Here is a 14,840-nt window from a genome sequence, read left to right as displayed (position 1 = left end):
GCCCCGCGTCGGCGAAGGGACTCGCGAGCCGCCGCGATCCCGCCCGCGGTCCGTTCCCTGACGAGCGGCCGTGCGCGGCTGCCGCGCACGGCGGCCGGGCCGCGGGCCCGGTCTCGCCCGGCCGCGGGCGACCGGGAGCGGCGGCCGCGGCAGGTGTGCGGGGCTCCGGGGGCCGGACCTCCGGCCCAGTGGCCCGGAGCCCCCCGCGTCGGGCTACTGGGCCGGCTCGACCCCGGCCCGCAGCAACCCGTAGGTGCAGGCGTCCTCCAGTGCCTGCCAGGAGGCGGCGATCACGTTCTCGCCCACACCGACCGTGGACCACTCGGCGGCGCCGTCGGAGGTGGAGATGAGGACCCGGGTCGTGGACTGGGTACCGTGCTTGCCCTCCAGGATGCGGACCTTGTAGTCCACCAGCTCCAGCTTGGCGAGCTGGGGGTAGATCGTCTCCAGGGCGACCCGCAGGGCGCGGTCGAGCGCGTTGACGGGGCCGTTGCCCTCGGCCGTGGCCACGATGCGCTCGCCCTTGGCGAAGAGCTTGACCGTGGCCTCGTTGGCGTGGCTGCCGTCGGGGCGGTCCTCGACGATGGCGCGCCAGGACTCGACCTGGAAGTAGCTGCGGGCCCTGCCCTCGGCCTCCTCGCGCAGCAGCAGCTCGAAGGACGCGTCCGCCGCCTCGTAGGTGTAGCCCTGGAGTTCGCGCTCCTTGACGCGCTCGACGACCCGGGCGACCAGGTCCCGGTCGTCGCCGAGGTCGACGCCCAGCTCCTTGCCCTTGAGCTCGATGGAGGCGCGGCCCGCCATGTCGGAGACCAGCATGCGCATGGTGTTGCCGACCCGCTCGGGATCGATGTGCTGGTACAGGTCGGGGTCGACCTTGATGGCCGACGCGTGCAGCCCCGCCTTGTGGGCGAACGCCGAGACTCCCACGTACGGCTGGTGCGTCGACGGCGTCAGGTTGACGACCTCGGCGATCGCGTGCGAGATGCGGGTCATCTCGGACAGCGCGCCCGGGGGGAGGACCTGCTTGCCGTACTTCAGCTCCAGGGCGGCGACGACCGGGAAGAGGTTGGAGTTGCCGACGCGCTCGCCGTAGCCGTTGGCCGTGCACTGCACGTGGGTCGCGCCGGCGTCGACGGCGGCCAGCGTGTTGGCGACCGCGCATCCGGTGTCGTCCTGGGCGTGGATGCCCAGGCGCGCGCCGGTGTCGGCGAGGACGGTGGCGACGACGGCCTGGACCTGCGCCGGCAGCATCCCGCCGTTGGTGTCGCACAGCACGACGACGTCGGCGCCGGCCTCGGAGGCCGCCCGGACGACCGCCTTCGCGTACGTGGGGTTCGCGCGGTAGCCGTCGAAGAAGTGCTCGCAGTCGACGAACACCCGGCGGCCCTCGGAACGCAGGTGGGAGACCGTGTCGCGGACCATCTCCAGGTTCTCGTCGAGGGTCGTGCGCAGGGCCAGCTCGACATGCCGGTCATGGGACTTGGCGACGAGGGTCACGACCGGGGCGCCCGAGTCGAGCAGCGCCTTGACCTGCGGGTCCTCGCTCGCTCTGCCGCCCGCCCGGCGGGTGGCGCCGAAGGCGACGAGCTGGGCGTGCTTGAAGTCGATCTCCCGCCGGGCGCGGGCGAAGAACTCGGTGTCGCGCGGGTTCGCCCCGGGCCAGCCGCCCTCGATGAAGCCCACCCCGAAGTCGTCCAGGTGCCGTGCGATGGCCAGTTTGTCAGCGACGGTGAGGTTGATGCCCTCCCGCTGCGCGCCGTCGCGCAGCGTGGTGTCGAAGACGTGGAACGAGTCGTCGAGCTCGCTGGTTTCCGTCATGGTCTCAAGGCTCCTGAGGATTCGGATCTCGGTCTGTACCGGAATGACCGGTTCCACCGTTCCCCAATGATCCCGCGCGCCACGCTCCCGGCTGAAGGTGGGCCAGAAATGCGAAAAACCCCTCGCGGGTGCGAGAGGTCTGCGCGCGGGTCGAGGACGACGATGGCCGCCCGTACCTGTTCGTACGTGGCGGTCACTGCGGACCGGCGCGCCTGCTGCCAATAATCGTGGCGAACGAGAGCACGGCAGCAGTCTGGCACAGCAGTGCCCGGGCACCACGGGGCGTCTCAGTATGCGAACTCGCTGTCACGCGGCGCGCACGGGCGGCGGGCCCGGGCCCGCCGCCCCTCAGTCGGCCCGCGGGGCGAGGGAGTCGTCCAGGAACTCCCTCACGTGGGCCAGGATCCGGTCGCGGTCCGTGCCCCGCAGGCCGATCGCGACGTGGATGGAGAAGCCGTCGAGCAGGGCCCGCAGACGGGCGGCGAAGCGGTCCGGGTCCACGGCGCGGAACTCACCCTGCGAGACGCCCTCCGCCAGCAGGGCCACGAGGTCGCGGTGCCAGGCGCCCTCGATGGCGGCCTGGCGGGCGCGGGCGTCGTCGTCGGCGTTCTTCGAGCTGTTCCAGACCTCCATCCAGAGCGTCCAGTGCGGGTCCCGGTGCCCGTCGGGCACGTAGAGGTCGACGTACGCGTCCAGGCGGGCGCGTGCCGGGTCCGTGCGGGTGAGCAGCCGGGCGCGTTCGGCGCCGAGGCGCCCCTCGCTCCACTCCAGCGTGCGCAGCAGCAGCTCGTCCTTGGAGTGGAAGTAGTAGAGGAGGTGGCCGCTGCTCATGCCGACCGCGCGGCCGAGGGCCGCCATGGTGAGCTTCTCCAGGCCGCGTTCGGCGATCATGTCCATGGCCGCCGCGAGGACGTCCTCGCGGGGCGGGGCGGTGTTGCGCCGGCGGGTCGTCACGCGGCGTCCCCCGCCCGGACCGCGTCGGCCGGACGCGGGACGCGGGCGCCCCGTCGGCGCGCGGCGACGGGAAGGCCCCGGCCGCCGGACCTCCGCGTCGCGCCGCAGACGAACCGGCCGTGCGTGTCGTCGCCGGCCGCGCGGCCCGCGTCGCCCGCGTGGCCGTCGCCGCTCAGGGAGCCGTGGTGGCACTCGTGGCCCTCGTGGCCCCGGCGCGGCCCGGACCGTGCTCCGGAGTGCTCGGGGGCCGCCGGGCGCGGGCCGCGGGGGCGGCCGCCGGCAGCCGGTGGGCCGTCCCGGTCCGGCCGGGCGGGCGTCTCGTCGAGCCGCCGGACGGGCGCGGTCGGCCGGAGGCCGCAGGCGGTGCGGGACAGTACGTTCACCCGTATGTTCTACCTGACCGGCGCCGCGCTCAGGCCTTCGGCTGCTGCTGCGTGATGCAGTGGATGCCGCCGCCGCCCGCGAAGAGGGTCCGGGCGTCCACCTGCGTCACGGTCCGTCCGGGGAACAGCCGCCGGAAGATGCCGGCCGCGACCTCGTCGCGGGGGTCGTCGAACCCGCAGAGCACGACTCCCCCGTCGCAGAGGTAGTGGTTGATGTACGAGTAGTCGGCCCAGTGGCCGTCGGCCTCCAGCACGGTCGGGGCCGGAACCTCGACGACCTCCAGACGGCGGCCCCGGGCGTCGGTCTGCGCGCCGAGGAGGCCGGTGATCTCCTTGCAGACCTCGTGGTCGGGGTGGGCCGGGTCGGGCTGGGTGTGCGCGACGACGACTCCGGGCCGGGCGAAGGCCGCGACGATGTCGACGTGGCCGAGCGTGCCGAAGGCGCCGGGGGCCGCGCCGTGACCCTCGGGCGCCGGGGGCGGGTAGTCGCCGGTCAGCCCGCGCGGCAGCCAGACGGCCTTGCGGGTGCCGAGCATGCCGTGGATCTCGGCCTCGACCTCCTCCCGGGTCCAGCCGGGGTTGCGCTCGGGTCCGAGCTGAACGGTCTCGGTGAGCAGCACCGTGCCCTCGCCGTCGACGTGGATCGCACCGCCCTCGTTGACCAGCCGTGAGGCGTACGTGGCCGCCCCCGCGAGGTCGGCGACCTCGGCGCCGATCCTCGCGTCGTGCTCCCACCGGGCCCAGCTCTGCGCGCCCCAGCCGTTGAACGTCCAGTCCACGGCGGCGAGTCCGCCCTTGCCGTCGACCAGGAAGGTGGGCCCGATGTCCCGCATCCACGCGTCGTCGAGCGGGCGCTCGACGAGGTCGATGCCGGGGCCGAGCAGGGTCCTGGCCCCGGCGGTGCCTCCGGGGCCGCACACGACCGTGACGGGTTCGAAACGGCGGACCGCACGCGCCACCGCCGCCCACGCGGCCCGGGCCGCGGCGAGGCCGTCCGGGTCGTCGAAGGTGGCGTTCGGGCCGGGCCACGCCATCCAGGTGCGCTCGTGCGGGGCCCACTCGGCGGGCATGCGGAAACCGTCGGCTGCAGCGGTCATGGGTGGTCCTTAGAGGAAGTACAGACGGTTGAGGGAGACCGAGTCGGCGGGCTCGGAGCGCAGGGGCTCGCCGTCGAGGGTGACCAGGCCGGTGCGCTGGTCGACGTCGACGGCGCCCGTACGGGAGTTGAGGCGCAGGTCGGCGGGCCCGATGCCGCGGGTGCCGCGCACGGCCACGCGCCGGCGGCGCGTCGGCATGGTGTCGTGGCCCTGGTCCAGCGCCGCACGCGCCACGAACGCCACCGAGATCTCGGCGGGCGTCGCTCCGTGCGCCCCGAACTGCGGCCCGAGGACGAGGGGTTCGCAGGTGTCGGTGGCCGCGTTGGGGTCGCCGACGACTCCGTACGCCGGGAAGCCGGACTTGAGGACGAGTTGCGGCTTGGCGCCGAAGAACTCGGGCCGCCACAGCACGATGTCGGCCAGCTTGCCGGTCTCGATGGAGCCGACCTCGTGCGAAAGGCCGTGGGCGATGGCCGGGTTGATGGTCAGCTTCGCCATGTACCGCAGGACGCGCTCGTTGTCGTGGTCCTCGGGCGCGCCGAACTGGGCCTTCATCTTGCCGGCCATGGCGAAGGTGCGGCGCACGGTCTCACCGGCGCGCCCCATGCCCTGGGCGTCCGAGGAGGTGATCCCGATGGCACCCAGGTCGTGCAGCACGTCCTCGGCGCCCATGGTCCCGGCGCGGATGCGGTCGCGGGCCATCGCCGCGTCGCCCGGCAGGTCGGTCTTGAGGTCGTGGACGGAGACGATCATCCCGTAGTGCTCGGCGACCGCGTCCCGGCCGAAGGGCAGGGTCGGGTTGGTGGAGGACCCGATGACGTTCGGAACGCCCGCCATCTTCAGCACGTTGGGGACGTGGCCGCCGCCGCAGCCCTCGATGTGGAAGGCGTGGATGGTGCGGCCCGCCAGCACGCTCAGGGTGTCCTCCACGGAGAGGCACTCGTTCAACCCGTCGCTGTGCAGAGCCACTTGGACGTCGTGCTCCTCGGCGACGCGCAGTGCGGTGTCGAGCGCGCGGGTGTGGGCGCCCATGTCCTCGTGGACCTTGAAGCCGCAGGCACCGCCCTCCGCGAGCGCCTCGGTCAGCGGAGCCCCGTGCGAGGACGAACCCCGGCCCAGGAAGCCGATGTTGACGGGCCAGGCATCGAAGGCGCCGAAGGCGTGGCGCAGCGCCCAGGGCGAGTTGACGCCCACACCCCACACGGGCCCGAACTCCTGGCCGATGATCGTGGTCACCCCTGAGGCCAGCGAGGCCTCCATGATGCGCGGCGACAGCAGGTGCACATGGGTGTCGACGGCTCCGGCGGTGGCGATCAGCCCTTCGCCGGAGACGATGGACGTGCCGGTGCCCACGACGACGTCGACCCCGTCGAGGGTGTCCGGGTTGCCGGCGCGGCCGATCGAGGCGATCCGGCCCTCCCGGATGCCGATGGACACCTTGCGGATGCCCTGCACCGCGTCGATCACCACGACGTTGCTGATGACGACGTCGCAGGTGTCGCGGACGGCGGCGGCCTTGAGGTGCAGTCCGTCGCGGGCGGTCTTGCCGAACCCGGCGAGGAACTCGTCCCCGTACCGCTGGGAGTCCGATTCGACCCTGACGGTCAGGCCGGAGTCGCCCAGGTGGACGCGGTCGCCGGCGCGGGGGCCGTGGGTGGCTGCGTACTCATGGGGGTTCATCGCGGTCCGGCTCCGAGGTATCCGCAGGCGGCGGCCCTGCGCAGGGCCTCTTCCTTCGCTCCGGGTGCGTCCAGGGGCCCGTCGACGAGCCCCGCGAACCCGATCGCGATCCGCTCGCCCCCGAGGGGCAGCAGTCCGACCTCCTGCCGTTCGCCGGGCCCGAAGCGGACGGACGATCCGGCGGGCACCGCGAGCCGCATCCCGTAGGCCGCCTCACGGTCGAAGTCGAGCCGCGGGTTGGCCTCGAAGAAGTGGAAGTGCGACGTGACGGAGACGGGCACGGCGGCCGTGTTCGTGACGGACAGCAGGACCACCGCCGCGGGCTCGGCGTGCTCGGGGCCCGGGAGCAGCGCGCCGGGTGCCCGGTGCCCCGGGCCGTCGGGTTCCCGCCGCCCGCCCCGGCCCCCGAAGGGGTCGGTGACGACCGCGAGACGCGAGCCGTCCTCGAACACGGCTTCCACGTGCACCTCGGTGACGATGTCGGCGACCCCGGGCAGCACGTCGTCGGGGCCGAGCACGGAGCGCGCCGCCTCGATCGCCCCGGCGAGCCGCAGTCCGTCGCGGGCCGCCTCGCAGACGGTGTCCGCGATGAGCGCGGTCGCCTCGGGAACGTTCAGCCGGAGGCCGCGGTCGCGGCGGGCGCGGGCCAGACCGGCGGCCCCGAAGAGCAGCAGCCGGTCACGTTCCGTGGGGGTCAGTCTCACGCCGCGACACCTCCATGCATGACGGGATTTAGAGCATCACTCTAACCATCGGTCGCCCTGAAGGAAAGCATTGACGGGAGGACGCGCAGCGGTCACATTGAGCGTCACTCTAAAAGTGCGGATCACACGTGGGCCGATCGAAGGAGACCTGGCATGCCGGTGGAACAGCGCGGAGTCGACACCGTCCCGGAGGAGGAACGGACCAGCGGTCCCCGTGACCTGGTCTCGATCCTCCTCGGGTCCAACCTCTGCCTGGGTGTGATCATCTTCGGCTGGCTGCCGCCGTCGTTCGGCCTGGACTGGTGGTCGTCGGTCACGTCGATCGTCGTGGGCACGCTCGTCGGCACGGCGCTCACCGCCCCGCTGGCGCTGGTCTCCCTGCGCACGGCGACGAACCTCTCGACCTCGTCCGGCGCCCAGTTCGGTGTGCGGGGCCGGCTGGTCGGCTCGGTCGTCGGCCTGCTGCTGGCGCTCGGCTACACCGCGCTGACGGTGTGGATCGGCGGCGACGTCATGGTGGGCACGCTCCACCGGCTGATCGGGCTGCCCGCCTCGGACCTGTCGTACGCGGTGGTCTACGCGCTGCTCTCGGCCGCCACCGTGGCGGGCGCCGTCTACGGCTACCGGGTGCTGCTCCGCATGTCCCGGGTGCTGGCCGTGGGGATGACGGCCCTGCTCGCCCTCGGCGTCGTCGCGTACGCCCCGCACTTCACGACCGCCGCCCTCCCGGAGGCGGGCGGCCAGTTGCTCGGCTCCTTCTGGCCGACCTGGCTGCTGGCCGCGGTGGCCGCGGGACTGTCGGGCCCGGTCGCGTTCATCACCCTGCTCGGCGACTACACCCGGTACATCTCCCCGGCCCGCCACTCCTCGCGGTCGGTGCTGCGCGCGACCTGGCTCGGCCTGACCCTCGGCCTGCTGGTGCCCCAGCTCTTCGGCACCTTCACGGCGTTCGCCGCGCGCGCCGCCCTCGACTACGCGGGCCCGCTCGTGTCCGCCGCCCCCGGCTGGTACCTGCTGCCGCTGCTGGTCGCCGCGTCCGCCGGATCGGTCGGCAACGCGGGCCTGATGCTGTACTCCATGGGCCTCGACCTCGACGCGATCCTCCCCCGCGCCTCGCGCACCCGCGCCACCTGCACGGTCGCCGTCGTCGCCACGGCCTGCGTGTTCGTCGGCCACTACGCGTCGAGCACGCAGGACGCGATGACGTCCTTCGTGCTCCTGCTCACGGCGATCGGCACACCGTGGGCGGTCATCACCCTCATCGGCTTCGTCCGCTGCCGGGGCGTGTACGACCCGGACGCCCTCCAGGTCTTCAACCGCCGCTCCCGGGGCGGCGCGTACTGGTACACGTCCGGCTGGAACGTCCCCGCCACCGTGTCGTGGGCGCTCGGCGCGCTCGTCGGCGTGCTCGCCGTCTCCCTGCCCTCGTACGAGGGGCCGCTGCTGTCTTTGACGGGCGGGGTGGACTGCAGCTTCCTGCTCTCCGGGGCCGTCGGGGGCCTCGCCCACCTGGCGCTCTCCCCGCGCGGCGCGCGGGCGCCACTCGACACGGGCCCGGACGCCGACGCGAAGCAGGCGGTTCCCGCCCTCCGCGCGGGGAGGACGGGAACCGGGGTGCCCGGGCCGACCGGGCGCAGCGACTGAGCCGCGGGCGCGGCCGGGCGGACCGGGCCGCGCGGGACCGGCTCCGACGAGGGTCGGCGCCGGGGCCGGGGCGGGGTCAGCCCAGGCTGTGCATCCAGCCGTGCCGGTCCTCGGTGACACCGCGCTGGATGTCCAGGAGGGCCCGGCGCAGCCTCAGCGTGACCTCGCCGGGCTCGCCGCCGCTCTGCTTCCACTCGGCGGAGCTGCGCTTGACGGTGCCGACCGGGGTGATGACGGCGGCGGTGCCGCAGGCGAAGACCTCGGTCAGGCTGCCGTCCTCGGCGTCGCGCTGCCACTGGTCGATCGAGACCCGGGCCTCCACGGACTCCAGGCCGAGGTCACGGGCGACCGCGAGGAGCGAGTCGCGGGTGACGCCCTCCAGGATGGAGCCCGAGAGAGTGGGCGTGACGATCTTGTCCCCGTACACGAAGTACAGGTTCATGCCGCCCAGCTCCTCGACCCACTTGTGCTCGACGGCGTCGAGGTAGCAGACCTGGTCGCAGCCCTTGGCGGCGGCCTCGGCCTGGGCGAGCAGGGACGCGGCGTAGTTGCCGCCGGTCTTGGCGTCGCCCATGCCGCCGGGGACGGCGCGCACGCGGTCCTCGGAGAGCCAGATGGAGACGGGCTTCACGCCGCCCGGGAAGTACGCGCCGGCGGGCGAGGCGATGACCAGGAAGAGGTACTCGTTCGCGGGCTTCACCCCGAGGCCGACCTCGGTCGCGATCATGAACGGGCGCAGGTAGAGCGACTCCTCGCCGCCGTGCGCCGGCACCCAGGCCCTGTCCTGCTGGACCAGCGCGTCGCACGCCTCGAGGAACGTCTCGACCGGCAGCTCGGGCATCGCCAGCCGGCGGGCGGAGCGCTGGAAGCGCAGGGCGTTCTGGTCCGGGCGGAAGATCGCGACCGTGTCGTCGGGCTGCCGGTAGGCCTTGAGCCCCTCGAAGATCTCCTGCGCGTAGTGCAGGACGTTGGTCGCCGGGTCGAGGGAGAGCGGGCCGTAGGGAACGAGCTGGCCGTCGTGCCAGCCGCGGCCCTCGGTCCACCTGATCGTCACCATGTGGTCGGTGAAGTGGCGGCCGAACCCGGGGTTGACCATCCTCGCCGCGCGCTCCGCGTCGGACAGCGGGGTCGAGGAGGGCTTGAGCTCGATCGTGGGCGTCGTCATGAGTGGTTGTCCTTCACCGGTTGTGTGTGACGGGCCGCGCTCACGCCTGTACTGCCAGTGGCCAGTGCTAGGACGTCCGAGCATTCCCTCATTCCGCGGCTCCACGTCCGATTATCGCGCGAGGGGAGCCGACGAGGACCCCCGACCGAGCCTAACCGAGAGCATGGCGGGAGAAATAGGGGTGAATGCGGCCCGGGGATGGATGCCGGCACCCGGTGAGGCACACGAAAAGCCGCCGGGTGCGGGGGCGACCCGGCGGCTTGGGTGATCCGGCGGGTCAGCCGGATACTCGAGCGGCGAGCGTGTCGCCGATCTCTTCTGTCGTACGGGTCGTGGTGCCGCGCTCCGCGAGGTCGGCGGAGACGGCGTCCTCGATGCGGGTGGCCTCGTCCTCGAAGCCGAGGTGGCGCAGCAGGAGGGCGACGGACAGCACGGTGGCGCTGGGGTCGGCCTTGCCCTGGCCCGCGATGTCCGGGGCCGAGCCGTGCACCGGCTCGAACATCGACGGGAACTCGCCGCCCGGGTTGATGTTGCCGGAGGCGGCGACGCCGATGCCGCCGGAGACGGCCGCGGCGAGGTCGGTGATGATGTCGCCGAACAGGTTGTCGGTGACGATCACGTCGAAGCGGGCGGGGTCCGTGACGAGGTAGATCGTCGCGGCGTCCACGTGGATGTAGTCCGTGGTGACCTCGGGGAACTCCTCCGCCACGGTGTTGAAGACGTTCGTCCAGAGGTGGCCGGCGAACGTCAGCACGTTGTTCTTGTGGACCAGCGTGAGCTTCTTGCGGGGGCGGGCCTGGGCGCGGGCGAAGGCGTCGCGGACCACGCGCTCGACACCGAAGGCCGTGTTCACGGAGACCTCGGTGGCGACCTCGTGCGGAGTGCCCTTGCGGATGGTGCCGCCGTTGCCCGTGTACGGGCCCTCGGTGCCCTCGCGGACCACGACGAAGTCGATCTCCGGCTGGCCGGCGAGCGGGGTGGCCACACCCGGCAGGAGCTTCGACGGACGCAGATTGACGTGGTGGTCGAAGGCGAAGCGGAGCTTCAGCAGGAAGCCGCGCTCCAGGACACCGGAAGGCACACTCGGGTCGCCGATGGCGCCGAGCAGGATCGCGTCGTGCTGCTTCAGGGCGTCCAGGTCGGCGTCGGTGAGGGTCTCACCCGTCGCGTGGTAGCGCTTGGCGCCGAAGTCGAACTCCCTGGTCTCCAGCTTCACATCCTGCGGGAGGACGGCCGAGAGGACCTTCAGGCCTTGGGCCACGACTTCCTGGCCGATGCCGTCACCGGGGATCACTGCGAGATTGATGCTGCGAGACATGTGGGAACCCTACTCCTCGTCCCACGGGATGACATGCTCTGTCCGCGATACGGACATGGCGCGTCAAGTCGTCACCGGGCGTTCACCGCCGCGTTTGGCGGCCGCAGGGGTGTGCTGGGAAATTCACCGGCATGGACACTCCCGACGTCGGCATCCCGCCCCGGCTCGCACGCCGGATGAGCATGGCGGAGCAGTACGACTACCTGCGGACGCGGCCGACCCGCCGGCGGGCCCTGGTCACCGCGGGCGCCGTGGCCGGCGGCCTGCTGACCGGCTGCTCGGGCCCGGACGGCGGGGGCAGGGGTCCCGCGGCCGGTCCGACGGCGGCTGCCACCGCCACGGCGACCGGGCGCGCGCACGGCTCGGTCGTGACGCCCTTCGGCCGCCATCTCGCCTTCGGCGCCGACCCGAAGACGCAGATGCGGATCTCCTGGCAGGTGCCGCTCGCCGTCAGGAGGCCGTACGTGCGGGTGGGACTCGAGCCCTGGGACCTGGGGCGCAGGATCGAGGCCGAGGTCAGGGACCTGCACACGCCGGGAGAGGACGGCCGCAGGTTCGCGCTGGACCAGTTCTACCTGCACGCCGCGCTGGACGGCCTGCGGCCGGACACGACGTACTACTACGGCGTCGGCCACGAGGGGTTCGACCCGGCGTCCCGGGAGCGGCACTCGACGGTCGCCTCGTTCCGCACGGCGCCGGCCCGCCCCGGGACGTTCGTGTTCACCGCGTTCGGCGACCAGGGCGTCACGCCCGAGGCGCTGGCCAACGACCGTCTGATCCTGGGCCGTGAGCCGTCCTTCCACCTGCACGCGGGCGACATCTGCTACGCGGACGACACCGGGCACGGCGAGAAGTCGGACTACTACCATCCCGCCACCTGGGACGCGTTCCTCCGGCAGACCGAGCCCGTGGCGAAGTCCGTGCCCTGGATGGTGACGACGGGCAACCACGACATGGAGGCCTGGTACTCGCCCAACGGCTACGGGGGGCAGTCGGCGCGCTGGGCACTCCCGGAGAACGGCTTCGACCCCCGGGAGGCCCCGGGCGTCTACTCCTTCACGTACGGCAACGTCGGGATCGTGGCGCTGGACGCGAACGACGTCTCGTACGAGATCCCCGCCAACAGGGGGTACACGGACGGCAGGCAGACGGCCTGGCTCGACCGGCGGCTCGGGGAGCTGCGGCGGACGGTCGACTTCGTCGTCGTCTTCTTCCACCACTGCGCCTACTCGACCTCGACGCACGCCTCGGACGGCGGCGTGCGCGACGCCTGGCTGCCGCTGTTCGCCAAGCACCAGGTGGACCTGGTGATCAACGGGCACAACCACGTGTACGAGCGGACCGACGCCATCAGGGGCGGCAGGGTGGGCAGGCGGGTGCCGGTCGGCGCGACGACGGACCCCACCGAGGACGGCATCGTGTACGTCACGGCCGGCGGCGCCGGCAAGAGCCTGTACGGGTTCCCGCCCGGTGTGCGGGACAGCTACGAGGGGCGGGTCGCCGACCGCGAGTCCGTGCGCACCTTCCACTGGACGAAGGCTCGCGACAAGCGGCGGGACACCGTGGAGTGGTCGCGCGTGCGCTACACCGGGTACTCGTTCCTCTCGGTGGAGGCGCAGGCGGGACCGGCTCCCCGGTTGAGGGTGGAGGCCATCGCCCAGAACGGCGAGCGCATCGACCACTTCGACGTGCGGCGCGGTACCTAGCAGGGACGTCCGGCAGCGGGCGCGGACGGGGCGGTGGGCCCGGGCGGGAAGCGCGCGTGCCCGGCCCCCGACACGGCCCGGGGATGCGGCGCGGGGCACACGGCCCCGCGCCGCATCCCGTACGGGCGCGGCTCCCGGCTGGTGGTGCCGCGTCGGCGCGGTGTCGCGTCGGCGCGGCGGTGGAGGGAGGTGGCGGGCGCGGGCTCAGTGCCCGGTCGAGCCGCCGTTGTCCCTGCGGTCGAGGGCGCGCTGGAGTGCGGCTGCGGCGTTCTTGCGCTCGGACTCGCTCGTACGGGAGACGTGACGGACTCGGCGGGCGGTCGTCTCGGACATGGGAAATCGACTCCTTTGCCTCCGGCAGCGGCCGCCGGAAGTGCGGTGAGGGATGACGAGACGCCGGAAGGGGCGGGGAGCGGTGCCGCAGGGGTTGCCTGCCAGGGGCTCCGGCTCACGACCGCCATTCGCTTGGTCGAGCGAGACGTTCGGCTCCTTCAAAGCTAGGCGAGGACCGGGCATCTGTCTCCACCATTACTCGGACTTCCTACTATCTGAGACGGTGGACTGGATCACACCGCGCTGACCTGCGCTTTCCTCTCCCCGGGGGTGCAGCGGCGGTTCGCCCGCCGAGTGCGCGGACGGCTCCGGACATGGCGCCGCCCCCGGTCCGGAGGGGGGAGTCCGGGCCGGGGGCGGTGTTCGGTGGGGCGTCAGCCCATGTGCGGGTACGTGTAGTCGGTCGGCGCGACCAGCGTCTCCTTGATGGCGCGGGTCAGCGTCCAGCGCATCAGGTTCTGCGGGGCGCCGGCCTTGTCGTTGGTGCCGGAGGCACGGCCGCCGCCGAAGGGCTGCTGGCCGACCACGGCACCGGTCGACTTGTCGTTGATGTAGAAGTTGCCCGCGGCGTAGCGGAGCTTCTCCATCGTGTACGCGGCGGCCGCCCGGTCGCCGGAGATGACCGCGCCGGTGAGCGCGTAGTCGGAGGCCGACTCCATCTGGGTCAGCATCTCGTCGTACTTCTCGGCCGAGCTGTCGTCGTACACGTGCACGGCGAGGAAGGGGCCGAAGTACTCGGTCGTGAAGACCTCGTTCTCCGGGTCCGAGCACTCGACGACGGTCGGGCGCACGAAGTAGCCGACGGAGTCGTCGTAGGTGCCGCCCGCGACGACCGTGCAGGTCGGGTCCGCCTTCGCGCGGTCGATGGCCGCCTTGTTCTTGGCGAAGGCCCGCTCGTCGATGACCGCGCCGATGAAGTTCGACAGGTCGGTGACGTCACCCATGGTCAGCCCGTCGACCTCGGCCGCGAACTCCTCCTTGAAACCGGAGTTCCAGATGGAGGCGGGGATGTAGGCGCGGGAGCTCGCCGAGCACTTCTGGCCCTGGTACTCGAAGGAACCGCGGGTCAGGGCGGTCTTGAGGACGGCGCGGTCGGCCGACGGGTGCGCGACGACGAAGTCCTTGCCGCCGGTCTCGCCGACGAGACGCGGGTACGCGCGGTACTTCTCGATGTTGTTGCCGACCGTCTTCCACAGGTACTGGAAGGTCTTCGTCGAACCGGTGAAGTGGACGCCGGCGAGGTCGCGGTGCTCCAGGGCGACCTTGGAGACCTCGATGCCGTCACCGGTGACGAGGTTGATGACGCCCTTGGGCAGGCCGGCCTCCTCCAGGAGCTGCATCAGCAGGACGGCGGCGTGGGTCTGCGTCGGGGACGGCTTCCACACGACGACGTTGCCCATGAGCGCCGGAGCGGTCGGCAGGTTGCCCGCGATCGCCGTGAAGTTGAAGGGCGTGATCGCGTAGACGAAGCCCTCCAGCGGGCGGTGGTCCATGCGGTTCCACACGCCCGGGGAGTTCGCCGGGGGCTGCTCGGCGAGGATCTGGCGGGCGTAGTGGACGTTGAAGCGCCAGAAGTCGACGAGCTCGCAGGGGGTGTCGATCTCGGCCTGCTGGGCGGTCTTCGACTGGCCGAGCATGGTGGAGGCGGCCAGGGTCTCGCGCCACGGGCCGGACAGCAGCTCGGCGGCGCGCAGGATGATCGCCGCGCGGTCGTCGAAGGACATCGCGCGCCAGGCGGGCGCGGCGGCGAGGGCCGCGTCGACGGCGTCCTGGGCGTCCTGCCGAGTGGCCTGGGCACCGGTGCCGATGACGGCCTTGTGGTTGTGCGGCTGCACGACCTCGAAGCGCTCACCGCCGCCGAGCCGCTTCTCGCCGCCGATGGTCATCGACAGCTCGATCGGGTTCTCGGCCAGCTCCTTGAGCTTGGCCTCCAGGCGGGCGCGCTCGGGCGAGCCGGGGGCGTAGCCGTGCACCGGCTCGTTGACGGGGGTGGGGACCTGGGTCACAGCGTCCATGTTTTCCGTAACTCCTAGAGTCG

The 14,840-nt window shown here is 72.5% G+C and carries 12 protein-coding genes; 2 read left to right on the top strand and 10 right to left on the bottom strand.

The annotated features are described in order from the left end of the window. Positions 1 to 213 precede the first annotated feature (213 nt). From cimA to ureA, 6 genes are all read right to left on the bottom strand, one after another. Positions 214 to 1,818, bottom strand: a complete 1,605-nt coding sequence (gene cimA / locus IE265_RS21960; protein WP_190037371.1) for a citramalate synthase — start codon at positions 1,816 to 1,818, stop codon at positions 214 to 216. Between the two features lie 348 nt (positions 1,819 to 2,166). Beyond that, positions 2,167 to 2,772 carry a TetR/AcrR family transcriptional regulator gene (locus tag IE265_RS21955; protein WP_190037370.1) on the bottom strand — a complete coding sequence of 202 codons (606 nt, stop codon included), beginning with the start codon at positions 2,770 to 2,772 and terminating at the stop codon, positions 2,167 to 2,169. Continuing rightward, positions 2,769 to 3,155: a hypothetical protein gene (locus IE265_RS21950; RefSeq protein WP_190037369.1), complete on the bottom strand. Its 387-nt coding sequence runs from the start codon at positions 3,153 to 3,155 to the stop codon at positions 2,769 to 2,771. The genes IE265_RS21955 and IE265_RS21950 overlap by 4 nt, the downstream gene beginning before the upstream one ends. A gap of 29 nt (positions 3,156 to 3,184) precedes the next feature. Continuing rightward, complete coding sequence (locus tag IE265_RS21945; protein ID WP_190037368.1) at positions 3,185 to 4,252, bottom strand: agmatine deiminase family protein; 1,068 nt, start codon at positions 4,250 to 4,252, stop codon at positions 3,185 to 3,187. A gap of 9 nt (positions 4,253 to 4,261) precedes the next feature. After that, positions 4,262 to 5,932 carry an urease subunit alpha gene (locus IE265_RS21940; protein ID WP_190037367.1) on the bottom strand — a complete coding sequence of 557 codons (1,671 nt, stop codon included), beginning with the start codon at positions 5,930 to 5,932 and terminating at the stop codon, positions 4,262 to 4,264. Next, on the bottom strand, positions 5,929 to 6,636 hold the full coding sequence (gene ureA, locus IE265_RS21935; RefSeq protein ID WP_190037366.1) for an urease subunit gamma: 708 nt from the start codon (positions 6,634 to 6,636) through the stop codon (positions 5,929 to 5,931). The genes IE265_RS21940 and ureA overlap by 4 nt, the downstream gene beginning before the upstream one ends. A gap of 153 nt (positions 6,637 to 6,789) precedes the next feature. Here ureA and IE265_RS21930 point away from each other — a divergent pair, with 153 nt between their 5' ends. Then, the gene (locus IE265_RS21930; RefSeq protein ID WP_190037365.1) at positions 6,790 to 8,280 is read left to right on the top strand and encodes a cytosine permease; all 1,491 of its coding nucleotides are present in this window, start codon (positions 6,790 to 6,792) and stop codon (positions 8,278 to 8,280) included. A gap of 76 nt (positions 8,281 to 8,356) precedes the next feature. Here the strand turns inward: IE265_RS21930 and IE265_RS21925 are convergent, their stop codons facing one another. Both IE265_RS21925 and IE265_RS21920 read right to left on the bottom strand, forming a co-directional pair. Further along, complete coding sequence (locus IE265_RS21925) at positions 8,357 to 9,445, bottom strand: branched-chain amino acid aminotransferase (RefSeq protein ID WP_190037364.1); 1,089 nt, start codon at positions 9,443 to 9,445, stop codon at positions 8,357 to 8,359. A 277-nt stretch (positions 9,446 to 9,722) separates the two neighbouring features. Further along, a complete protein-coding gene (locus tag IE265_RS21920; protein WP_190037363.1) occupies positions 9,723 to 10,763 on the bottom strand; it encodes a 3-isopropylmalate dehydrogenase in 1,041 nt (346 codons plus the stop codon). Between the two features lie 131 nt (positions 10,764 to 10,894). Between IE265_RS21920 and IE265_RS21915 the strand changes: the two genes are divergently transcribed. Next, positions 10,895 to 12,469 carry a purple acid phosphatase family protein gene (locus tag IE265_RS21915; RefSeq protein ID WP_190037362.1) on the top strand — a complete coding sequence of 525 codons (1,575 nt, stop codon included), beginning with the start codon at positions 10,895 to 10,897 and terminating at the stop codon, positions 12,467 to 12,469. Positions 12,470 to 12,673: 204 nt separating this feature from the next. On the opposite strand, the gene IE265_RS38985 is transcribed toward IE265_RS21915, so the two are convergent. Both IE265_RS38985 and pruA read right to left on the bottom strand, forming a co-directional pair. Beyond that, entirely contained in the window at positions 12,674 to 12,802 is a 129-nt protein-coding gene (locus IE265_RS38985; protein WP_268255807.1) for a hypothetical protein, read from the bottom strand. 374 nt (positions 12,803 to 13,176) lie between these two features. Beyond that, the gene (gene pruA / locus IE265_RS21910) at positions 13,177 to 14,817 is read right to left on the bottom strand and encodes an L-glutamate gamma-semialdehyde dehydrogenase (protein ID WP_190037361.1); all 1,641 of its coding nucleotides are present in this window, start codon (positions 14,815 to 14,817) and stop codon (positions 13,177 to 13,179) included. Positions 14,818 to 14,840: the final 23 nt, after the last annotated feature.

It is taken from the genome of Streptomyces fructofermentans (assembly GCF_014651055.1).
In the GTDB taxonomy this organism is placed as follows: domain Bacteria; phylum Actinomycetota; class Actinomycetes; order Streptomycetales; family Streptomycetaceae; genus Streptomyces; species Streptomyces fructofermentans.
Note: the sequence above shows the minus strand (reverse complement) of the source record. Positions and strands in the feature narration are given on the sequence as shown.

Bases quoted from the DNA above. Each gene is read 5' to 3' on its own strand.
- IE265_RS21915 (WP_190037362.1), top strand. From the start codon at position 10,895: ATGGACACTCCCGACGTCGGCATCCCGCCCCGGCTCGCACGCCGGATG.
- IE265_RS21925 (WP_190037364.1), bottom strand. From the start codon at position 9,445: ATGACGACGCCCACGATCGAGCTCAAGCCCTCCTCGACCCCGCTGTCC.
- cimA (WP_190037371.1), bottom strand. From the start codon at position 1,818: ATGACGGAAACCAGCGAGCTCGACGACTCGTTCCACGTCTTCGACACC.
- IE265_RS21945 (WP_190037368.1), bottom strand. From the start codon at position 4,252: ATGACCGCTGCAGCCGACGGTTTCCGCATGCCCGCCGAGTGGGCCCCG.
- IE265_RS21940 (WP_190037367.1), bottom strand. From the start codon at position 5,932: ATGAACCCCCATGAGTACGCAGCCACCCACGGCCCCCGCGCCGGCGAC.
- pruA (WP_190037361.1), bottom strand. From the start codon at position 14,817: ATGGACGCTGTGACCCAGGTCCCCACCCCCGTCAACGAGCCGGTGCAC.
- IE265_RS21930 (WP_190037365.1), top strand. From the start codon at position 6,790: ATGCCGGTGGAACAGCGCGGAGTCGACACCGTCCCGGAGGAGGAACGG.
- IE265_RS38985 (WP_268255807.1), bottom strand. From the start codon at position 12,802: ATGTCCGAGACGACCGCCCGCCGAGTCCGTCACGTCTCCCGTACGAGC.
- IE265_RS21920 (WP_190037363.1), bottom strand. From the start codon at position 10,763: ATGTCTCGCAGCATCAATCTCGCAGTGATCCCCGGTGACGGCATCGGC.